The following is an 18,712-nucleotide window of genomic DNA, read 5'->3' as shown; positions in this document are numbered from 1 at the left end:
TATATCAACATCATCAATCTCAATAAATAATCACTCAAGGGGAGGAACTGTATTGTGGTCGCTGTAATTTCCACGAGCACCTCTGAACCCTGCAAGCGCAGCGATCTGAACTCTGCTCTTCCTGAAACCTGCAAGCGAAGCGTCCTGAAACCTAGTTCATCACCACGCCAATAATACTCGCTCTTATAATCTCTAGTTAGCGCAGCGTATAGCCTCTAGTTTCAAAGCATAAAAAAACCGAGGCACTTACGAATAAGTTAACCTCGGCTCTCAATTTGAACGTTTGTCTATTTAGACAATAGGCTCAGGGGACACTTACATCATGCCGCCCATACCACCCATTCCGCCCATATCAGGCATAGTAGAGCCAGAATCTTGTGGCTTATCAGTGATCATCGCTTCAGTTGTGATCATAAGACCCGCAACAGATGCTGCAAACTGCAGTGCAGAACGTGTTACTTTAGTTGGGTCAAGAATACCCATTTCGATCATGTCACCGTAAACGCCAGTTGCCGCGTTGTAACCGTAGTTACCTTCACCAGCGCGAACGTTGTTAGCAACAACTGAATCTTCTTCGCCCGCATTCTTAGTGATTTGACGGATAGGCGCTTCCATTGCACGAAGTGCTACACGGATACCTACGTTTTGCTCTTCGTTATCACCAACAAGACCAGCAACTTTAGATGCAGCGCGAATAAGTGCAACACCACCACCAGCAACAACACCCTCTTCAACCGCAGCGCGAGTTGCGTGAAGTGCATCTTCAACACGGTCTTTCTTCTCTTTCATCTCAACTTCAGTCGCAGCACCAACTTTGATTACCGCAACACCGCCAGCCAGTTTAGCTACACGCTCTTGAAGTTTTTCTTTATCGTAGTCAGACGTTGCGTCTTCGATTTGTTGACGAATTTGAGTAACACGGCCAGAGATAATTGTCTCTTCACCAGCACCATCAATGATAGTTGTTGTTTCTTTTGTGATAGTTACACGCTTCGCTTGACCAAGATCTTCAAGAACGACTTTTTCAAGCTCTAGACCAATCTCTTCTGAAATTACAGAACCCGCAGTTAGAACCGCGATGTCTTGTAGCATTGCTTTACGACGGTCACCAAAACCAGGCGCCTTAACCGCTGCAACTTTAACGATGCCACGCATGTTGTTCACAACTAGAGTAGCAAGCGCTTCGCCTTCAACATCTTCAGCGATGATAAGAAGAGGGCGAGATGCTTTCGCTACAGCTTCTAGCGTTGGAAGCAATTCACGGATGTTTGATACTTTTTTATCAACCAGTAAGATGAATGGGCTTTCTAGATCAACAGAACCCGCTTCTTGGTTGTTTACGAAATATGGAGATAGGTAACCGCGGTCGAACTGCATACCTTCAACAACGTCTAATTCGTCTTGAAGTGCTTGACCTTCTTCAACAGTGATAACACCGTCACGACCTACTTTTTCCATTGCTTCAGCAATAAGATTACCAACAGTAGAGTCAGAGTTCGCAGAGATAGTACCTACTTGTGCGATGGCTTTTGTATCAGCACATGGAACAGATAGCTCTTTAAGTGCTTCAACGGCAGCAACAACTGCTTTGTCGATACCACGTTTAAGATCCATTGGGTTCATGCCAGCAGCAACGGCTTTTAGGCCTTCAGCAATGATAGCTTGAGCAAGAACGGTTGCAGTAGTTGTTCCGTCGCCCGCCGCGTCATTCGCTTGCGAAGCCACTTCTTTAACCATTTGTGCGCCCATGTTTTGGAACTTGTCTTCAAGTTCGATTTCACGTGCAACAGAAACACCATCTTTAGTGATAGTTGGTGCGCCAAATGATTTATCTAAAACAACGTTACGGCCTTTAGGACCTAAAGTTACTTTTACCGCGTCAGCCAGAACGTTTACACCTTCTAGCATTTTGATTCGTGCGTCATTACCAAATTTAACGTCTTTAGCAGCCATCTTTAATTTCCTTTTTAAATTCTTTTCTTAATATCGTTTATTATTCAACAATCGCTAGGATGTTAAATTCAGACATGATCAACACTTCTTTGCCTTCGATCTTCTCTGCTTTGATATTACCTTCTGCAAAGATAACTGAATCGCCAACTTTTACGTCTAATGGTTGTACAGAACCATTCTCTAGGATGCGGCCTTTGCCAACAGCTAGAACAGTACCGCGAGTTGATTTTTCAGCCGCTGAACCAGTTAGCACAATGCCACCTGCAGATTTTGATTCAACTTCTTGGCGTTCAACGATCACACGGTCATGTAAAGGACGGATATTCATTGGTCGTATCTCCTGATAATGTTCCATTTAAGAATAAAGTGCCATGATTTGGCTTTGGTTTATTTATGGGGTTTGGATGGGGGGATTGCAAGGGTTTAAGGCTAAATATTTAAAGAACTAGAGGAGGATTCAGGTCTCAGGTTTCAGGAAGGTCAAAAGCGAGTGCCCCTGAAGCCTGCGAGCGAAGCGCCCTGAAACCTAGTTCATTATTAGCAGCCCCTCCTAGCCTCCCCTTATATCAACATCATCAACCTCAATAATTCAACACTCAAGGGGAGGAACCCTATTACAAGTGTTGTTACCACCACGCTCACCTCTGAACTCTGCTCTGCTTTTCCTGAAACCTGAATCCTGAAACCTTGCTTTTTGCCCTTACTCGTCCCTCGAGCGAAGCGTCCTCGAATCTCGTCCCTATTTCCGATACACTACCCATCCCACCACCACTCGAGAAAACCATGGTCGATAAACACGGGTTGCTCACTCAGCCTATCAGCGACGTACTTCGAAAACTCACGACGCCTATGGTCTTTGGCATGGTTGCTATTCTGCTATTCAACTTGGTGGATACTTTTTTCATATCACTGCTTGGTACCGACGCCCTTGCCGCGGTGAGTTTCACCTTCCCAGTTACCTTTGCAGTCAACTGCATTACCATGGGCATTGGGGTTGGTTTATCTGCCTCGATTGGGCGCTTGCTCGGACAAGGCAACAGCAGACACGCCGCTCAATTAACGACACACGGATTAATCCTAGCGGTCATTCTGATCCTCATTGCTTGCAGTATTGGCTTTTTCACCATTGACCCTCTATTTCGATTATTAGGAGCAGAAGACAAACTACTGCCATTAATTCATCAATACATGTCTATTTGGTATCTCACTATTCCGCTGCTGGTTATTCCAATGTCGAGTAACAGTGCCATTCGCGCAACGGGTGACACTACCACTCCGGCAAAAATCATGATGTTAGCTGGATTAATCAATGGCATCCTCGATCCACTGCTTATCTTTGGCTATGGCCCTTTTCCTGAGTTAGGAATCCAAGGTGCAGCGATTGCCAGTGGCATCAGTTGGTTCGGAGCTTTATGTGCCTCTTTTTATGTATTAACTCGAAAAGTTAAACTGCTTGCACCACCAAAGCCATCAGAGATAAAACAAGATTGGCATCAGATCTTAAAAATCGGCTCACCGGCAGCACTTTCCAATGCTCTAAACCCAATCTCTGGTGCCATATTAATGATGATGCTCGCCAGCCAAGGGACAGTAGCCGTTGCTTCTTATGGTGCAGCGCAACGCGTAGAGTCACTAATGCTATTGGTGATAATGGCACTTACTTCTTCATTAAGCCCCTTTGTCGCTCAAAACCTTGGAGCCAAACAGCCAGAGCGAGTAAAAGAAGCCATCTTCTTAGCGATGAAGTTCGCTGTGTTATTCCAACTTTTTCTCTATATTTTGATTGTTCCGCTGAGCATTCCGCTCTCTCATCTATTTAGCCAAGATGATGCCGTACAACATGGCTTATGGATGTATCTGATTTGTGTGCCATTCAGTTATGGGTTCCAAGGCATTGTAATGGTGCTTGTGAGCAGCCTAAATGCAATGCAAAAACCGTTACATTCTTTCAGTTGGAGTTTCATGAGATTGTTTGTGTTTACTCTGCCAACAGCGTGGATTGGCAGTCACTTATATGGCATGGAAGGCTTGTTTGTAGGGATTGCGATAGGAAATGTGATGGGTGGGGTCTGTGCGTGGATATTTGTGAAGCATAGTAAGTTGTTGGAGACTATACGCTTCGCTAACTAGAACGCTTCGCTCTAGAAACTATAAAATCAAAAACGAGCACAGCGCTTACCCTTGATTTTTACTTTTAATTTTATAGTTTAGTTTCTAGTTAGCGAAGCGTATAGTTTCAGCAATCACCTCTGAATTCTGCAAGCGAAGCGACCTGAACTCTTTGCTCTTAGCTTTTGCTTTTATAGGAGCGAAGCGGTCTAGTCTCTAGTTAGCGCAGCGTATCGTCTCTGGCCCATTTTCAAACTTTGTAGTAAAATTACACAAAGTTATTTATTCGAATTTATTAAGTTATTGACGAGGAACACCTTTATGTCAGCTAAAAAGCCTATGGCGCTAGTTATTCTTGATGGTTACGGTCACCGTGAAGCTCAAGCAGATAACGCAATCACAAACGCAAATACTCCAGTTCTTGATGGCCTAATGGCTACTCAACCAAACACACTAATTTCAGCTTCAGGTATGGACGTTGGTCTACCTGATGGTCAAATGGGTAACTCAGAAGTAGGTCACACAAACATCGGCGCGGGTCGTGTTGTATATCAAGACCTTACTCGCATCACTAAAGCAATCTCTGATGGTGAGTTCCAACAAAACGAAACACTGGTTAACGCTATCGACAAAGCAGTGAAAGCTGACAAAGCGGTACACATCATGGGGCTTATGTCTCCAGGTGGCGTTCACTCTCATGAAGATCACATCTACGCAGCAGTAGAAATGGCAGCGGCACGTGGTGCAGAAAAAATCTACCTACACTGCTTCCTAGACGGCCGTGATACACCACCACGTTCAGCTGAAAACTCTTTGAAAAACTTCCAAGAGCTATTCGCTAAACTAGGCAAAGGCCGTGTTGCTTCTCTAATTGGTCGTTACTACGCAATGGACCGTGATAACAACTGGGATCGCGTACAAAAATCTTACGATTTAATGACAGAAGCAAAAGCAGAATTCACATTCGCAACCGCTGTTGAAGGTCTTGAAGCGGCTTACGCTCGTGAAGAGAACGATGAGTTTGTACAAGCAACTGAAATCAAAGCAGACGGCGAAGAATCAGCAGCTATCGTTGATGGCGATGCAGTTATCTTCATGAACTACCGTGCTGACCGTGCGCGTGAAATCACACGTGCATTCGTTCCGGATTTCGATGGTTTTTCTCGTAACGCATTCCCAGTAATCGATTTTGTTATGCTGACTCAATACGCAGCAAACATCCCTCTTCTTTGTGCATTCGCGCCTGCGTCTCTAGAAAACACTTACGGTGAGTGGTTATCTAAAGAAGGTAAAACACAACTACGTATTTCTGAAACTGAAAAATACGCACACGTGACTTTCTTCTTCAACGGTGGCATCGAAGACGAATTTGAAGGTGAAGAGCGTCAACTGGTTGCTTCTCCAAAAGTAGCGACTTACGATCTACAACCTGAAATGAGCGCACCTGAGCTAACTGAGAAATTAGTTGCTGCTATCAAATCGGGTAAATACGACGCTATCGTTTGTAACTTCCCTAACTGTGACATGGTTGGCCACACTGGCGTATACGAAGCTGCAGTTAAAGCAATGGAAGCGCTTGATGAGTGTATCGGAAAAGTCGTTGAAGCTATCAAAGAAGTTGACGGTCAAATGCTTATCACCGCTGACCACGGTAATGCTGAAATGATGATCGACCCTGAAACCGGCGGCGTTCACACAGCTCACACTAACCTTCCTGTTCCTCTTATCTACGTTGGTAGTAAAGCGGTCGAGTTTAAAGAAGGCGGTAAGCTTTCTGATCTAGCCCCTACTATGCTAGCGCTGACTGATACAGCAATTCCTGCTGAGATGTCTGGTGAAGTTCTTTTTAAATAAGATCTTTAGATAGTAGATAAATTAAAATGCCCACAGGTTTGTAGCCTGTGGGCATTTTTTGTTTCAGTCGAAAAAGAGTTCAGATCGCTACGCTGGCAGAATTCAGAGTTAGTTGTTGAAATAACAGCGATCACAATACATCTCCCCCCCTTGTCGATATAGCCACTTGGCTAAAAATATCAATATAAGGGAAGGCTGGGAGGGGGGTTACATATAACTAGAAACTATGCGAAAAACTAGGTTTCAGGACGCTTCGCTTGCAGGATTCAGGGGTATGCGCTGGACTAATCACACCAAAGAAGGTTCTCCCCCTTAAATACTAAAGTAATGAGATCGAAAGAGTCAATACAAGGGGGAGTTAGAGGGGGTTGGTTACACCATATTTAATAATTTCCATAAACTAAACTTCATTATTTACAACCCCTCCTAGCCTCCCCTTATATCAAGATTACTAATCTCAATAATATATCTATCAAGGGGAGGAACTGTATTGCGAATGCTATTACCACCACGATCACCTCTGAATTCTGCAAGCGTAGCGAACTGAACTCTGATCTGCTTTTCCTGAATCCTGAGACCTGAAACCTCGCTTTTGATCTTATCGTCTCTAGCCAGCGCCAGCGTATAGTATCTAGCACTCCCCTTCCAACAAACTCAACAACATTGTAGGATCCAACGTCTTACTGGTTGAGCTTGCCGACAACACCTGATCGGCCAAGTCACGTTTATCATGATGCAGAGCGATGATCTTCTCTTCAATGGTATTTTTTGTGACCAAGCGATAAACCGTTACTGGCTTTTGCTGACCCATACGATAGGCGCGATCACTGGCTTGATCTTCTACTGCCGGGTTCCACCACGGATCAATATGAATCACCGTGTCCGCCTCCGTTAAGTTTAATCCGGTACCACCGGCCTTCAAGCTGATCAAAAACACGGAGTTGGTGCCATCTTTAAACGAATCAATCGCCGCCTGACGCTGCTTAGTGGTTAACTTGCCATCCAAATAACTAAAGCCAATATTTGACTCCGTTAACTGAGCAGAAAAACGTTTCAGCACACCAACAAATTGGCTGAACACCAACACTTTATGGTCGCCATCTAACGCCTCTTCTATCAAGCTCTGCGCTTCAGATAACTTGGAACTCTCTTCTCCTTTCATAGAGTCAAACACCAAGCCAACATCACAACAGATCTGGCGCAGTTTGGTTAATGCAGCAAAAACCTCAACGACACCACGGCTTGATTCACTTTTTAAATTTAATAGTGACTCTTTTCGAACCGCTTCATACGCGGTTCGCTCTTTATTGGAGAGTTCAATATGGTGAACGACTTCTGTCTTCGCTGGTAATTCCGTTAGTACTTCTGCTTTAGTACGACGCATAATAAACGGGCTCACTAAGGTCTTTAATCGCAGCATGTCTTGTTCTTGCTTCGCGGCTTGTGCGTATTTAGATCGAAACGATTTAAGATCCCCAAGTAAGCCTGGATTCAAGAAAGAGAACAAACTCCATAACTCAACCAAATGGTTCTCTACTGGGGTTCCCGATAACGCAAAGCGATGTGCGGCTTGCAAACCAAACACCACTTTTGAGCGTTTTGTTTGCGGGTTCTTGATCTGCTGCGCCTCATCCAATACCGCACAATTCCAATCAATCTCATTTAGGGTTTCACCTAATCGCGTCACCATGCCATAACTCATCACGACCACGTCATTGGCACCTGCGGCATTAATAGTGGCAATACGATCACTGCTCGCCTCTAAATCAATCATGGTTAACTGTGGCGTAAAATGCTCGGCTTCTTGCACCCAATTGGTTAATACCGATTTAGGGCACACCACCATACTTGGTCCCTGCTCACGATAATGACTCAACAACGTTAAGCCTTGCAGCGTCTTACCTAAGCCCATGTCATCCGCAAGACACGCACCAAAACCATGTTGAGAAAGATGCGCCGCCCACTCCACACTCTCTTTTTGGTAATCACGCAAAGGCAATAGTAAATCGGCATCAAGCTCTGGCTTCACTCGCCACTCTTCCACCAAGTTATCCCAGGCATCATCGCTGTTGGCCGACATTGACTCCACCAGTTTTTGCAACGGATACGCCATGCGTTGATCAACCAATTGATCATCATCGACCAGACTGTCAATCAAGCTTAATTGACGACGCAGTTGCTCTGAGATTAATAGCGTCAATGAAGAATTATCAGCACTGACAAAACCGGTACGGTGATGCGCCAACAACTGACGTAAATCCATCTCCAAACTGCTATCAATATGAACGCGTCCATCGACTTCAAACCAATTCTGCTTTTGGTTAATCGACATAGAAAAGTCATCAACCCCAATCACTTTCACTTGCTGACTGTCCGCTTTCCAGTGCAGGTTTGCACCCAATTCACCATCAATTTGAGTGATAAACGTTAGCGCTGCTTCACCTTCGATCTGCCAGATAAAATTCTTGTTTTTTACTAACCCTAATCCATCAACCAGTGCGTTAGCTTGACGTTTTTCATTAACAAGATCACGTTGATACCACACGCCATCAAAACCACTTTCCCACTCGCTGCCTTTTCCTGGTGTCCAACTGACATTGTTATCGCTAGAGCCAATCTCAATCGCCACATCCAAAGACGCCCCATTCCAAGCAAGCCATAACTGAGGTTCAGCCACACTATCACCCCGAGTCACTGTCCCTTGCTGTTTATCTATATCAAACCAATGCACCTGCTCACCCAATACCGCCACTAACTCTGCGGTTTGGGTTACGGGAAAATGCGGGTCCCGAACTCTTAACTCTTCTAAGAAATCCGTCAACTGTTCAGGCGCATCAATGAAAGAGTAGATACCACCACCAGAGTGATACAACCAAGGTTGAGCGCTAGTCTGTTGGTGATAATAAGGATAAACCTCAAACGCCAATTCATCTCCCACCGAGCGCCATACCAATAGCGGTGTCTCTCGATAAAACGACACTTGGTCGCCATGATGATCATATACGTTATCGGCATCACATAACGCATGAGCGACAGTTCGAGTGACTCTTGAGCTGCTATCTCCCCAATCCATACCATCATAAGCGGCAGCAGAAAGGATCGCGGTATCACTTGGGCTCAGGATCTCTTTGTGTTTATGATTAAACTTATCCAGAGCCACTTTGCGTCCCTGAGTCCAACCACGTTTATTCTTCGCCTGTATTTTGGCATTCACCTTCATGGCCAACGGCTCTAACTGCCAAATCAAACGCTCTTTATTGGCGACTTCGGTATTTAGTACTCCATCAATACGGGTTAGCCACTGCTGCCAAGGGGAAGAGACAAGTATTAACGGATTACTTTGATCCAGCAAATGAGCCAAGGCGTGTTTTGCTATTTTTGCCAGCGCAAAATCATCAGGAAGTTCAAGTAAAGTCGCTACCACAGGGTTATTAGCCAATGTCATTAAGCCGACCCATACATCAGTATTCTCACGTACACGATAAGCGACAATTGACTCAATCAACATTCGGCCCCATGCCACTTTACCGTTCTTCTGAACCAGAGACGTAAGCCAACGATCATGGTTATCAAAATATCGAGCTAACCGCGCATCACTCGCCGTAATTAAATCTACCGAGCGTTGCCAATATTGAGGTAACTCTTGACCTTCTTGTTCAAGAGCTAAATTTAGATTCTCTTTTGTTTTGTTTAATAAAGAAGGGTCTAGCACACTCAACAAGGCGAGATCGCACAGCTGAGTAAAGGAGATTTTTTGAATATCGAGCTCATAAACACTTTCGCGATGACGAAGATAAGCGCTATCAAACTGCGGCGCTGCCAGTAAGTGCTCTTTATCTATCTCTTGCGAGAAACACCACTCATCAAACACCACGTTAACCTTAGGATTATTGACATTCCACTTCTCACTCTCTGCTAACGTCGCGGTAAATTCAGCATGATGATCGCTTCCGGCCTGCATATTCGGCCCACAAAGTAAAGTAGCATAGAGTTCAAGGTAATCAGAAGGCGGATGAGAAAGCATGGGTAAACTCACAGATAAAGGGCTTATGACTCTGTGAGAGTAAAAGATGTGTAGAGGGAATGCAATTTGATTAGGGAGGAATAGTGGAGAGCATGGACTTAGGGTTCAGATCGCTACGCTTGCAGGTTTCAGGGGTATGCGTTGAACGAACAGCACCAAAGAAGGTTCTCCCCCTTAATCGCTATAGCTATGAGATCGACATAATCAATACAAGGGGGAGTTAGAGGGGGTTGCTTACACCATATTTAATGATACAGATAAACTAAACTTCATCACTAACAACCCCTCCTAGCCTCCCCTTATATCAACATCACTAATCTCAATAATGTATCTATCAAGGGGAGGAACAGTACTGTGATAGCGTTAACCACAACGATCACCTCTGAACCCTGCTTTTAATACCCCTTCGGATTATTCGACTGCCAGCGCCACGTATCCGCCGTCATATCATCAAGAGACAACTTCGCCTCCCACTTCAACTCTTCACGCGCTTTAGCAGGGTCAGCCCAACACTCGGCAATATCACCAGGGCGGCGAGGGACGATTTGATACGGCACTTTAGCACCAGACGCTTTCTCAAACGCAGCGACCATTTGAAGAACACTGTTACCGTTACCGGTACCCAAGTTATAAATATGCAGACCAGCTTGTTGACCCTTGTGTTCTAACGCCGCTAAGTGGCCATCCGCTAAATCCACCACATGGATATAATCACGAACACCAGTACCATCAACGGTTGGGTAGTCATCACCAAAGACTGATAAGAACTCACGACGACCAACTGCCACTTGAGAGATAAACGGCATCAAGTTATTTGGGATCCCTTGTGGATCTTCACCCATGGTACCTGATTTATGAGAGCCTACAGGGTTAAAGTAGCGTAATAGCGTCACACTCATTTCAGGATGCGCTTTTTGTATATCAGTTAGACACTCTTCAACCATCAGCTTACTGCGGCCATAAGGGTTGGTTGCTGAGGTTGGGAAGTTTTCACGGATTGGCACTGATGCAGGATCACCATACACCGTCGCAGATGAACTAAATACAATGCTGTTCACGCCCGCTTTACGCATCGCTTCAACTAATACCAAGGTACCCGATACATTGTTATCGTAATACATGATTGGCTTTTCAACCGATTCACCCACCGCTTTTAAGCCAGCAAAGTGGATCACGCTATCGATTTGGTTTTCAGCAAAGATAGTCGCTAGAATTTGAGGATCGCGAATATCACCTTGGTAAAATTTAGGTGTTACCCCAACCAAAGCTTCAATGCGATCAAGCACCACTGCTTTACTGTTGTATAAGTTATCCAAAATGATCGGCGTTAAGCCCGCTTCAATCATTTGTACACATGTATGGCTACCGATGTAACCCATTCCGCCAGTGACTAATATGTTCATTGTTTTTCTCTGTTTTAAATTTATTGAATAAGAGTCTATACGCTGAGCTAACTAAAGACTAGGTTTCAGGACGCTTCGCTTGCAGGCTTCAGGGGCTTATTGAACTAACAGCACCAAAGACGGTTCTCCCCCTTCATCGCTATAGCCATGAGATCAATAGCGTTAATACAAGGGGGAGTTAGAGGGGGTTGGTTACACCATATTTAATGATACAGATAAACTAAACTTCATCATTTACAACCCCTCCTAGCCTCCCCTTATATCAACATTACCAATCTCAATAATACATCTATCAAGGGGAGGAACAATATTGTGATCGCTGAACCCATAACGATCACCCCTGAGCCCTGTAAGGGAGCTTGCGACCGATCTGAATCCTGCTCTTAATACTTCCCCTCAACCACCGTAATAAACTCAGCAATAGACGCTTTCGGCAACGCATTAATCCCCGCCGCCGCTTCACGCCCACCACCGGTTGCAAACGAACTACAGATCTCTCCCGCTCCTTGCTTATTATTTAATGGTGCTCGCAGTGACACCATATACGTGCCATCCGCATTTTGCGTTAATACCGCATGAGCAGAATCGGGATTTTGATTTGCTAACAGATTACCATAAACACCGCTAATACGACGAGACCACGCCTCATTTGGTAACTCAAATAAACCCAGTGTCTCACTTTTGTGCTGCGCTTCAATCGCTAACGCATTATCCATATCCGATTGATACGCCGCTTGCAGTTGATAAAAAGGCGACGCTTTATCGGCAATCACATCAAAAGGGGATGAGTATGCTAATAACGCTTCATATAACACCGCTGGGTCAAAATGCAGATCATCCACCTTTGCCCCATACCCGTTATAGTTGATTAAGGTCCCTAGCTCTTTTAGCTGTGACTTTTGCTCACAAAATAAACCTGCCGCATCCGCCAACTCATCCGCTTTAGCAATTAAGTTATCGCCATAAGCCGCAGTAATTGCCCACTCATGGAACTGGCCATTTAATAGCTTATCAACGATTAACGCAGTGCAGGTATTAGCATCTAAATCGATATGAGCAGATAGATTCTCGTGCTCAGGAATATCACCCGCACGGTGGTGATCAGCATAAAACACCTCAGCGCCAGAACTTAGAACAAGCTCTAGAGCTGCCCTATTCTTTTCCATGGATATATCTAGTACGGTGAGGTTATCCCCCGTTTTGGCATCCACTTTAGTCACTAAGTTAATGTCACGCTTAACGCCAGTGATTAAGGTAGATTCTTGAGGAGTAGCCAAGCGAAGTTGAAGAAGTGCGATGATGCCGTCAGCGTCACCGTTGAAGATGTCGTAGTTCATGAAAATCCTTTTGAAGAACGGGAAGAGCAGCCCTATGGTCCTACGGTCCTGATTGGGAGTCAAGGTTAGGTTAAGGACGCTGCGCGCAAAGGATTCAGGTTTCAGGAGGAGCAAAAGCAAGTACAGAGTTCAGATCGCTACGCTGGCAGAATTCAGAGGTAGTTGTTGAAATAACAGCGATCACAATATAGCTCCTCCCCTTTATCGCTATTAGTCACTTGGCAATAAATATCAATATAAGGGGAGGCAGGGAGGGGTTGGTTATAAAAAACTAGGATTCAGGACGCTACGCGCAGAGGTTTCAGGGGTATTCGCTTTTGATCTCACAGTATCAAATACACACAGCGCATAATATCTAGTTTCACAACGATCACCTCTGAACTCTACTCTTACATCTCTACTCAGACAATAAAAAAGTAATCGCCTTCTCCGTAAAATCGGCGAGAGCTTGATAATGGCCTTCACGCAAAATATCTTCAACAATCAGTAAATCAATATTTAAATAATCATGCACCAAGCCATTACGCATACCAATAATCTGTTTCCACGTACGCAGCTCATCACTAGAAATTAGGCCATGCTCTTTTAGCAAAGAAAATGATTGATAGGCTTCAGTTGGGCTTTTATTTTGGATTTTCTTTACCATGTGCTTAGATAATCCAATACACATTTCAGTAAAAACCTGCAATAAGCGCTCAGCCGCTAAATAATCACGACTTTTTAAGGTCGACTGATTAAGATCAAAACGAAGTTCATTTAACTCTTTAAGGTATTTTGCTTTATGAGACTCAACTTCCGCCAGATACAGTTCAAGACCTTTATTCATACGATTCACTTCTTTTGCTTTCAATTAATTGATACTCAAACATTGAACTAATGCGGTTCTGCTCTTTATAAAACAGAAGAGGATTATTGTTATAAATCAGTTTCCCGTACTCAATAACATTAAATGCAAGAGCTATCGGTATATGATTAATATCTACGATACTGACTTTATCTAAAGGTAGATCCAAATGCTCAGCCCATTCCATAGCCAAACACTCAGGACGAGTTCGCAAAGCAAAAGTAGATAACGAATGGTCATTAAATGCCACGGCTAAATCAAAATCACTCTCTTGATGATGCGTACCTTGAGCGCGTGAGCCGTATAGCCATACAAGTTCAATACTCTCATCCATTTTGGCCAAACTAACGATAGAATCAATCATACTCAATCCATTATTGTTGTCTATTTGGATACTATAGCATGAATAAGGATTCAGGACGCTACGCGCAGAGGGTTCAGGGGTACTCGCTTTTGATCTTTGCTCCTCCCCCTTAAACACTAAAATAATGAGATAGATAGAGTCAATACAAGGGGGAGTTAGAGGGGGTTGGTTATAAATGATTTAAGACTATACGCTGCGCTAACTAGAAACGAGACCGCTTCGCTCCTATAAGATCAAAAGCAAACGCTGTACCCGCTTTTGCTCTTATCGTCTCTAGTCAGCGCAGCGTATCGTTTCTAGTCTCGCAGTGTAGTCGTGATAAACCTTACATAAAGCTTCGCTTAAACTTCTCATGGTTTTCGACATTCGACCTCAAATCTTCCTTATCCCAAATTTGAAGCTCCCACGGAAAGTAAAAGTTACTTCTATTTTTAAAATAGATGTGAAGCCCTTTATAGCCTTCCTTATCGCGCAAATACCAGTTTTTCAACCCAAGCTCATCTTGCCAGTTATCCAGCTCTTCCATCACCTCTGCGATCTCGGGCTTGGTTAATATAATCCTTGCCCCAAAAATATCATTGAGCCAATTGTTCACCGGGTACTGATTATCACGCTCACTATAACGCGCAATTTTATCGTCGATACTTTCTCTTGTTTTTACTCGATAAAAGTATTTCAACTCAATATGGGAAGTCATAAGATAATCATTGATGCTTTCATGAAGCACTAAGCGGTATTTATAGATATGAGAGGCAGGAACGTTCGAGATTGTCCTAGATAACTTCACTTGCTCAAACATCCCCTGATCAAAGCAAGACTCTGAAAACTCTTTGTCAATTCTATTAATCTCTTCAATGAGTTTTTTAACTTGCTCTTTCATCCCACTCCACGACTTTCACTGACTGATGAATAATCTAACATGGCTAAATATGGATGAAAGTATAGCAAGTTTAGTGATGGAAGCAAAAGCAAGCGCCGCAGCCGCTTTTAGCTCCTCCCCTTTATCACCATTAGTCACTTGGCTGAAAATATCAATATAAGGGGAGGCTGGGAGGGGTTGGTTATAAAAAACTAGGATTCAGGACGCTACGCGCAGAGGGTTCAGGTGTATTCGCTTTTGATCTTCCTGAAACCTGAGCCCTGCTCTATCCCTTAATCACTACCAAACAAATCTCGGGTATAAACCTTACCCTCAACATCAGCCAGCTCTTCCATCATACGGTTCGATACAATCACATCAGACAATTGCTTAAATTCATTCAAATCTTCAATTACACGAGAATTAAAGAAATCTACTTCTTTAAGGACAGGTTCATAAACAACCACTTCAATGCCTTTGGCTTTCAAGCGCTTCATAATGCCTTGAATTGAAGAGGCGCGGAAGTTATCAGAGCCCGCTTTCATGATTAAACGATAAATACCCACCACTTTAGGATTGCGCTTCATGATAGATTCAGCAACAAAATCTTTACGCGTACGGTTCGCATCTACAATTGCACCAATAATATTATTTGGTACTTCTTGGTAGTTTGCTAACAACTGCTTAGTGTCTTTAGGTAAGCAATAACCGCCGTAACCAAACGATGGATTATTGTAGTGATTACCAATACGAGGATCTAATCCTACCCCTTCAATGATTTGACGAGCGTCTAAACCATGCGCTTCAGCATAAGAGTCTAGCTCATTGAAGTAAGCCACACGCATCGCAAGGTAAGTATTAGAAAACAACTTAACAGCCTCAGCTTCGGTAGAATGAGTCAGTAATACTTCAATGTTTTCTTTAATCGCGCCTTGAACTAATAAATCTGCAAACACTTGAGCACGGTCAGATTGCTCACCAACGATAATACGAGATGGATGCAAGTTATCAAACAGCGCACGACCTTCACGTAAAAACTCAGGAGAGAAGATAATATTTTCACAGCCTAATTCTTGTTTAATACGTTCCGTATACCCAACAGGAACCGTAGATTTAATAACCATTACCGCATTTGGGTTAATTGCCATTACCTCTTTAATCACCGCCTCAACTGAGCCTGTATTGAAGTAATTAGTCGCTGGGTCATAATCGGTTGGTGTTGCAATCACGACATACTCAGCATCTTTATAAGCTAATTCTTTATCTAAAGTAGCAATCAGGTTCAGCTTCTTATTAGCAAGAAAATCTTCAATCTCAACATCAGAAATTGGTGATTGCTTGTTGTTAATCAACTCAACCTTTTCAGCCATGATATCAACCGCAATCACTTCATTGTGCTGTGCGAGCAATACTGCATTTGATAAGCCAACGTAACCTGTACCTGCAATGGCAATTTTCATTATTATTTATCCTATAGGAAATTTATCTTCGGGGATTATAAAGTAAATAAAGGCTAGAAACTATGCGCTGCGCTAACTAGAGGCTAGACAGCTTCGCTTCTATAAGATCAAAGATAAGCGCCGTATCCGCTTTTGGCTCCTCCCCTTTATCGATATAACGACTTGATTGACAATATCAATATAAGGGGAGGCTGGGAGGGGTTGGTTATAAAAAACGAAAAAACTAGGTTTCAGGACGCTACGCGCAGAGGTTTCAGGGGTACTCGCTTTTGATCTTCCTGAAACCTGAGACCTGAACTCCCGCATTCTCTCTTCCTCACCTCTCAAACCGAAGCGTCCTGCTCTTCAGCCTTCCACACCAAATCACCAATACCATTAACGGGTACAAACCCCGTTGGCGCATCTAATAACAACTGGCGAATTGCTTCATGGTCAAAATCATGACATGCCGTATCTAGCTTATCCAACAACACATTGTATTCATCAAGTGGTAAGAAATCTTCATGAGCCGTCATGATCCGCTCATGTGCGGTTGAGTCGACATTGTCACCTATCAACAACTCTTCATATAACTTTTCACCAGGACGTAGGCCTGTGTATTTAATCTCAATATCACCGTATGGGTTTGATCCATCTTTTACTTCCAAACCAGAAAGGTGAATTAAGTTCTTCGCTAAATCCACAATCTTAACCGATTCACCCATATCAAGCACAAACACATCACCGCCTTTACCCATTGCTCCCGCTTGAATAACCAATTGCGCCGCTTCAGGAATCGTCATAAAGAAACGTGTGATCTCTTCATGGGTAACTGTGATTGGTTCACGGTTTTCAATTTGGCGCTTAAATACCGGTACAACAGAGCCAGACGAGCCTAATACATTACCAAAACGCACCATACAAAAACGCGTACCTGCACTTGCGTCTTTTGCACGGATCTTATTTTGCTGATCCGCCAACGCTTGCAAACCTAACTCTGCCATACGCTTAGTCGTGCCCATCACATTCGTTGGGCGTACCGCTTTATCCGTTGAGATTAAAACAAACGACTCAACTTTTGCTTCAATGGCAGCACGCGCTGTATAGTTAGTACCAAATACGTTATTACGCACCCCTTCAACGACGTTATATTCAACCAATGGTACGTGTTTATAGGCAGCGGCATGATAAATGGTTTGAACTTTAAAGCTTCCCATTACTTTTGATAAACGGTTAATACGTTGAACCGAGCCAAGCAGAGGAATAATTTGAATATCTAAACCCTCTGCCTCAACAAGCAAAGATAACTCTCTATCAATCTGATATAAGCCAAACTCAGATAACTCAAATAAGACTAACGCTTTAGGTTTGTTACGAACAATCTGGCGGCACAATTCAGAGCCAATAGACCCACCAGCCCCTGTTACCATCACTACTTTATCTTTAATGTTTGCTTCCATTAAGGCTTGCTGTGGAGCAACGGGATCACGACCTAAGAGATCATCAATAGAGACATCTTTTAACTCATCAATACTCGCATTACCTGCAACAATATCTGACATATCAGGAACAGTAAGTATCTCAACCGGTAATAATGAGATGGTATCTAACACTTCTTTACGACGGCGACGAGACGCACTTGGTATGGCAAGTAGTATTTGTTTTACGCCATGCTTGATTATTACTTTTTCTGCACAAGCCGCGGTATACACATACAAACCCATCATCATGGTATTTTGCAATGTGGCATCCTCATCAACAAAACCCACTACTTTATGAGTCCTTGATTGACGAAGCGCTAACGCCAGCTGACGACCCGCGCTTCCCGCGCCATAAATTAATACCGGGTTGCCTGTTTTATTTGATGATTGTGCAACCAAGCTACGAACAATAAGACGGCTACCGCCAACACTAATCGCTAAAAAAGATCCATAAATAATAGGCACAGAGCGAGGGATATCCGCATCAAACAAAAACGCTAAGCCTGCCATCGCAACCGCAGACAAAGCAGTGCCTAACCCGACTAAAGCCAGTACATGCAAACCTAGATATCTTAATACGGCTCGATATAAACCTAACTTTGTGAATATAAATAAAGTTAAGATAACAGTAGTCACTAAAACATACTGACCTTCTACTGAAGGTAAAGCCTCAACCTTTCCGATGCGAACCCAGTAAGCACCAAGAAATGAAATACAGATAAAGAAGAAGTCAATCAATAAGCTTATTAGGCGTTTTTTATAGCGAGGAAGTGACCAAATGACGTTTAAATTAGACATAATAAACCGTTTATATTTTTATAAGAAAAATCAGCAAAGTGAATGATACGGATTAAATACAAAAAATCCCAGAAGTAATCGTGAATAGATCACTTTTCTGGGATTTTAGATCAGGGTGAACGCATGAGTAGATTTTTTGTTAAAAAAACAAGCAAAAGATGTAGCTAGAAACTAATCTACGTTTTTGTATCCACACTTAACCATCTATGATTGATTAAAAATTAACCTCTGTTTTTGCTGGTAAGCA

Annotated in this window: 12 protein-coding genes; 2 read left to right on the top strand and 10 right to left on the bottom strand. The window is 43.4% G+C overall.

The genetic code is table 11. The features are described 5' to 3' along the window. Positions 1–315 precede the first annotated feature (315 nt). Both groL and F8B77_RS16720 read right to left on the bottom strand, forming a co-directional pair. Complete coding sequence (groL, locus tag F8B77_RS16725) at positions 316–1,953, bottom strand: chaperonin GroEL (protein WP_151656763.1); 1,638 nt, start codon at positions 1,951–1,953, stop codon at positions 316–318. A gap of 40 nt (positions 1,954–1,993) precedes the next feature. Further along, positions 1,994–2,281 carry a co-chaperone GroES gene (locus F8B77_RS16720; protein WP_060993308.1) on the bottom strand — a complete coding sequence of 96 codons (288 nt, stop codon included), beginning with the start codon at positions 2,279–2,281 and terminating at the stop codon, positions 1,994–1,996. Positions 2,282–2,736: 455 nt separating this feature from the next. On the opposite strand from F8B77_RS16720, the gene F8B77_RS16715 reads away from it, so the two are divergent. Then, positions 2,737–4,083, top strand: coding sequence for an MATE family efflux transporter (locus F8B77_RS16715; RefSeq protein WP_167512849.1), 1,347 nt, complete (start codon positions 2,737–2,739; stop codon positions 4,081–4,083). A gap of 300 nt (positions 4,084–4,383) precedes the next feature. Beyond that, the gene (gene gpmM / locus F8B77_RS16710; RefSeq protein WP_151656759.1) at positions 4,384–5,916 is read left to right on the top strand and encodes a 2,3-bisphosphoglycerate-independent phosphoglycerate mutase; all 1,533 of its coding nucleotides are present in this window, start codon (positions 4,384–4,386) and stop codon (positions 5,914–5,916) included. A 631-nt stretch (positions 5,917–6,547) separates the two neighbouring features. Here the strand turns inward: gpmM and F8B77_RS16705 are convergent. From F8B77_RS16705 to F8B77_RS16670, 8 genes are all read right to left on the bottom strand, one after another. After that, on the bottom strand, positions 6,548–9,940 hold the full coding sequence (locus F8B77_RS16705) for a DEAD/DEAH box helicase (protein WP_151656757.1): 3,393 nt from the start codon (positions 9,938–9,940) through the stop codon (positions 6,548–6,550). A gap of 395 nt (positions 9,941–10,335) precedes the next feature. Continuing rightward, positions 10,336–11,343 carry a UDP-glucose 4-epimerase GalE gene (gene galE, locus F8B77_RS16700; protein ID WP_151656755.1) on the bottom strand — a complete coding sequence of 336 codons (1,008 nt, stop codon included), beginning with the start codon at positions 11,341–11,343 and terminating at the stop codon, positions 10,336–10,338. A gap of 383 nt (positions 11,344–11,726) precedes the next feature. After that, positions 11,727–12,680 carry a DHH family phosphoesterase gene (locus F8B77_RS16695; RefSeq protein WP_151656752.1) on the bottom strand — a complete coding sequence of 318 codons (954 nt, stop codon included), beginning with the start codon at positions 12,678–12,680 and terminating at the stop codon, positions 11,727–11,729. A gap of 397 nt (positions 12,681–13,077) precedes the next feature. Further along, the gene (gene hepT, locus F8B77_RS16690) at positions 13,078–13,506 is read right to left on the bottom strand and encodes a type VII toxin-antitoxin system HepT family RNase toxin (protein WP_130049080.1); all 429 of its coding nucleotides are present in this window, start codon (positions 13,504–13,506) and stop codon (positions 13,078–13,080) included. Then, positions 13,499–13,888, bottom strand: a complete 390-nt coding sequence (gene mntA / locus F8B77_RS16685; protein ID WP_151656750.1) for a type VII toxin-antitoxin system MntA family adenylyltransferase antitoxin — start codon at positions 13,886–13,888, stop codon at positions 13,499–13,501. Before mntA ends, hepT begins: the two co-directional genes overlap by 8 nt. A gap of 325 nt (positions 13,889–14,213) precedes the next feature. Then, on the bottom strand, positions 14,214–14,768 hold the full coding sequence (locus F8B77_RS16680; protein ID WP_151656748.1) for a nucleotidyltransferase family protein: 555 nt from the start codon (positions 14,766–14,768) through the stop codon (positions 14,214–14,216). 272 nt (positions 14,769–15,040) lie between these two features. Then, positions 15,041–16,207, bottom strand: coding sequence for a nucleotide sugar dehydrogenase (locus tag F8B77_RS16675; RefSeq protein ID WP_151656746.1), 1,167 nt, complete (start codon positions 16,205–16,207; stop codon positions 15,041–15,043). A 323-nt stretch (positions 16,208–16,530) separates the two neighbouring features. Next, positions 16,531–18,465: a polysaccharide biosynthesis protein gene (locus tag F8B77_RS16670; protein ID WP_151656744.1), complete on the bottom strand. Its 1,935-nt coding sequence runs from the start codon at positions 18,463–18,465 to the stop codon at positions 16,531–16,533. Positions 18,466–18,712: the final 247 nt, after the last annotated feature.

The organism is Aliivibrio finisterrensis (assembly GCF_008933155.1).
Classification (GTDB): domain Bacteria; phylum Pseudomonadota; class Gammaproteobacteria; order Enterobacterales; family Vibrionaceae; genus Aliivibrio; species Aliivibrio finisterrensis.
The sequence above is the reverse complement of the archived record's forward strand: the minus strand, read 5'-3'. Positions and strand labels throughout refer to the sequence as shown.

Excerpts from the sequence above, each read along its gene's own strand:
- groL (WP_151656763.1), bottom strand. The coding sequence starts at position 1,953 with ATGGCTGCTAAAGACGTTAAATTTGGTAATGACGCACGAATCAAAATG.
- F8B77_RS16720 (WP_060993308.1), bottom strand. The coding sequence starts at position 2,281 with ATGAATATCCGTCCTTTACATGACCGTGTGATCGTTGAACGCCAAGAA.
- F8B77_RS16715 (WP_167512849.1), top strand. The coding sequence starts at position 2,737 with ATGGTCGATAAACACGGGTTGCTCACTCAGCCTATCAGCGACGTACTT.
- gpmM (WP_151656759.1), top strand. The coding sequence starts at position 4,384 with ATGTCAGCTAAAAAGCCTATGGCGCTAGTTATTCTTGATGGTTACGGT.
- F8B77_RS16705 (WP_151656757.1), bottom strand. The coding sequence starts at position 9,940 with ATGCTTTCTCATCCGCCTTCTGATTACCTTGAACTCTATGCTACTTTA.
- galE (WP_151656755.1), bottom strand. The coding sequence starts at position 11,343 with ATGAACATATTAGTCACTGGCGGAATGGGTTACATCGGTAGCCATACA.
- F8B77_RS16695 (WP_151656752.1), bottom strand. The coding sequence starts at position 12,680 with ATGAACTACGACATCTTCAACGGTGACGCTGACGGCATCATCGCACTT.
- hepT (WP_130049080.1), bottom strand. The coding sequence starts at position 13,506 with ATGAATAAAGGTCTTGAACTGTATCTGGCGGAAGTTGAGTCTCATAAA.
- mntA (WP_151656750.1), bottom strand. The coding sequence starts at position 13,888 with ATGATTGATTCTATCGTTAGTTTGGCCAAAATGGATGAGAGTATTGAA.
- F8B77_RS16680 (WP_151656748.1), bottom strand. The coding sequence starts at position 14,768 with ATGAAAGAGCAAGTTAAAAAACTCATTGAAGAGATTAATAGAATTGAC.
- F8B77_RS16675 (WP_151656746.1), bottom strand. The coding sequence starts at position 16,207 with ATGAAAATTGCCATTGCAGGTACAGGTTACGTTGGCTTATCAAATGCA.
- F8B77_RS16670 (WP_151656744.1), bottom strand. The coding sequence starts at position 18,465 with ATGTCTAATTTAAACGTCATTTGGTCACTTCCTCGCTATAAAAAACGC.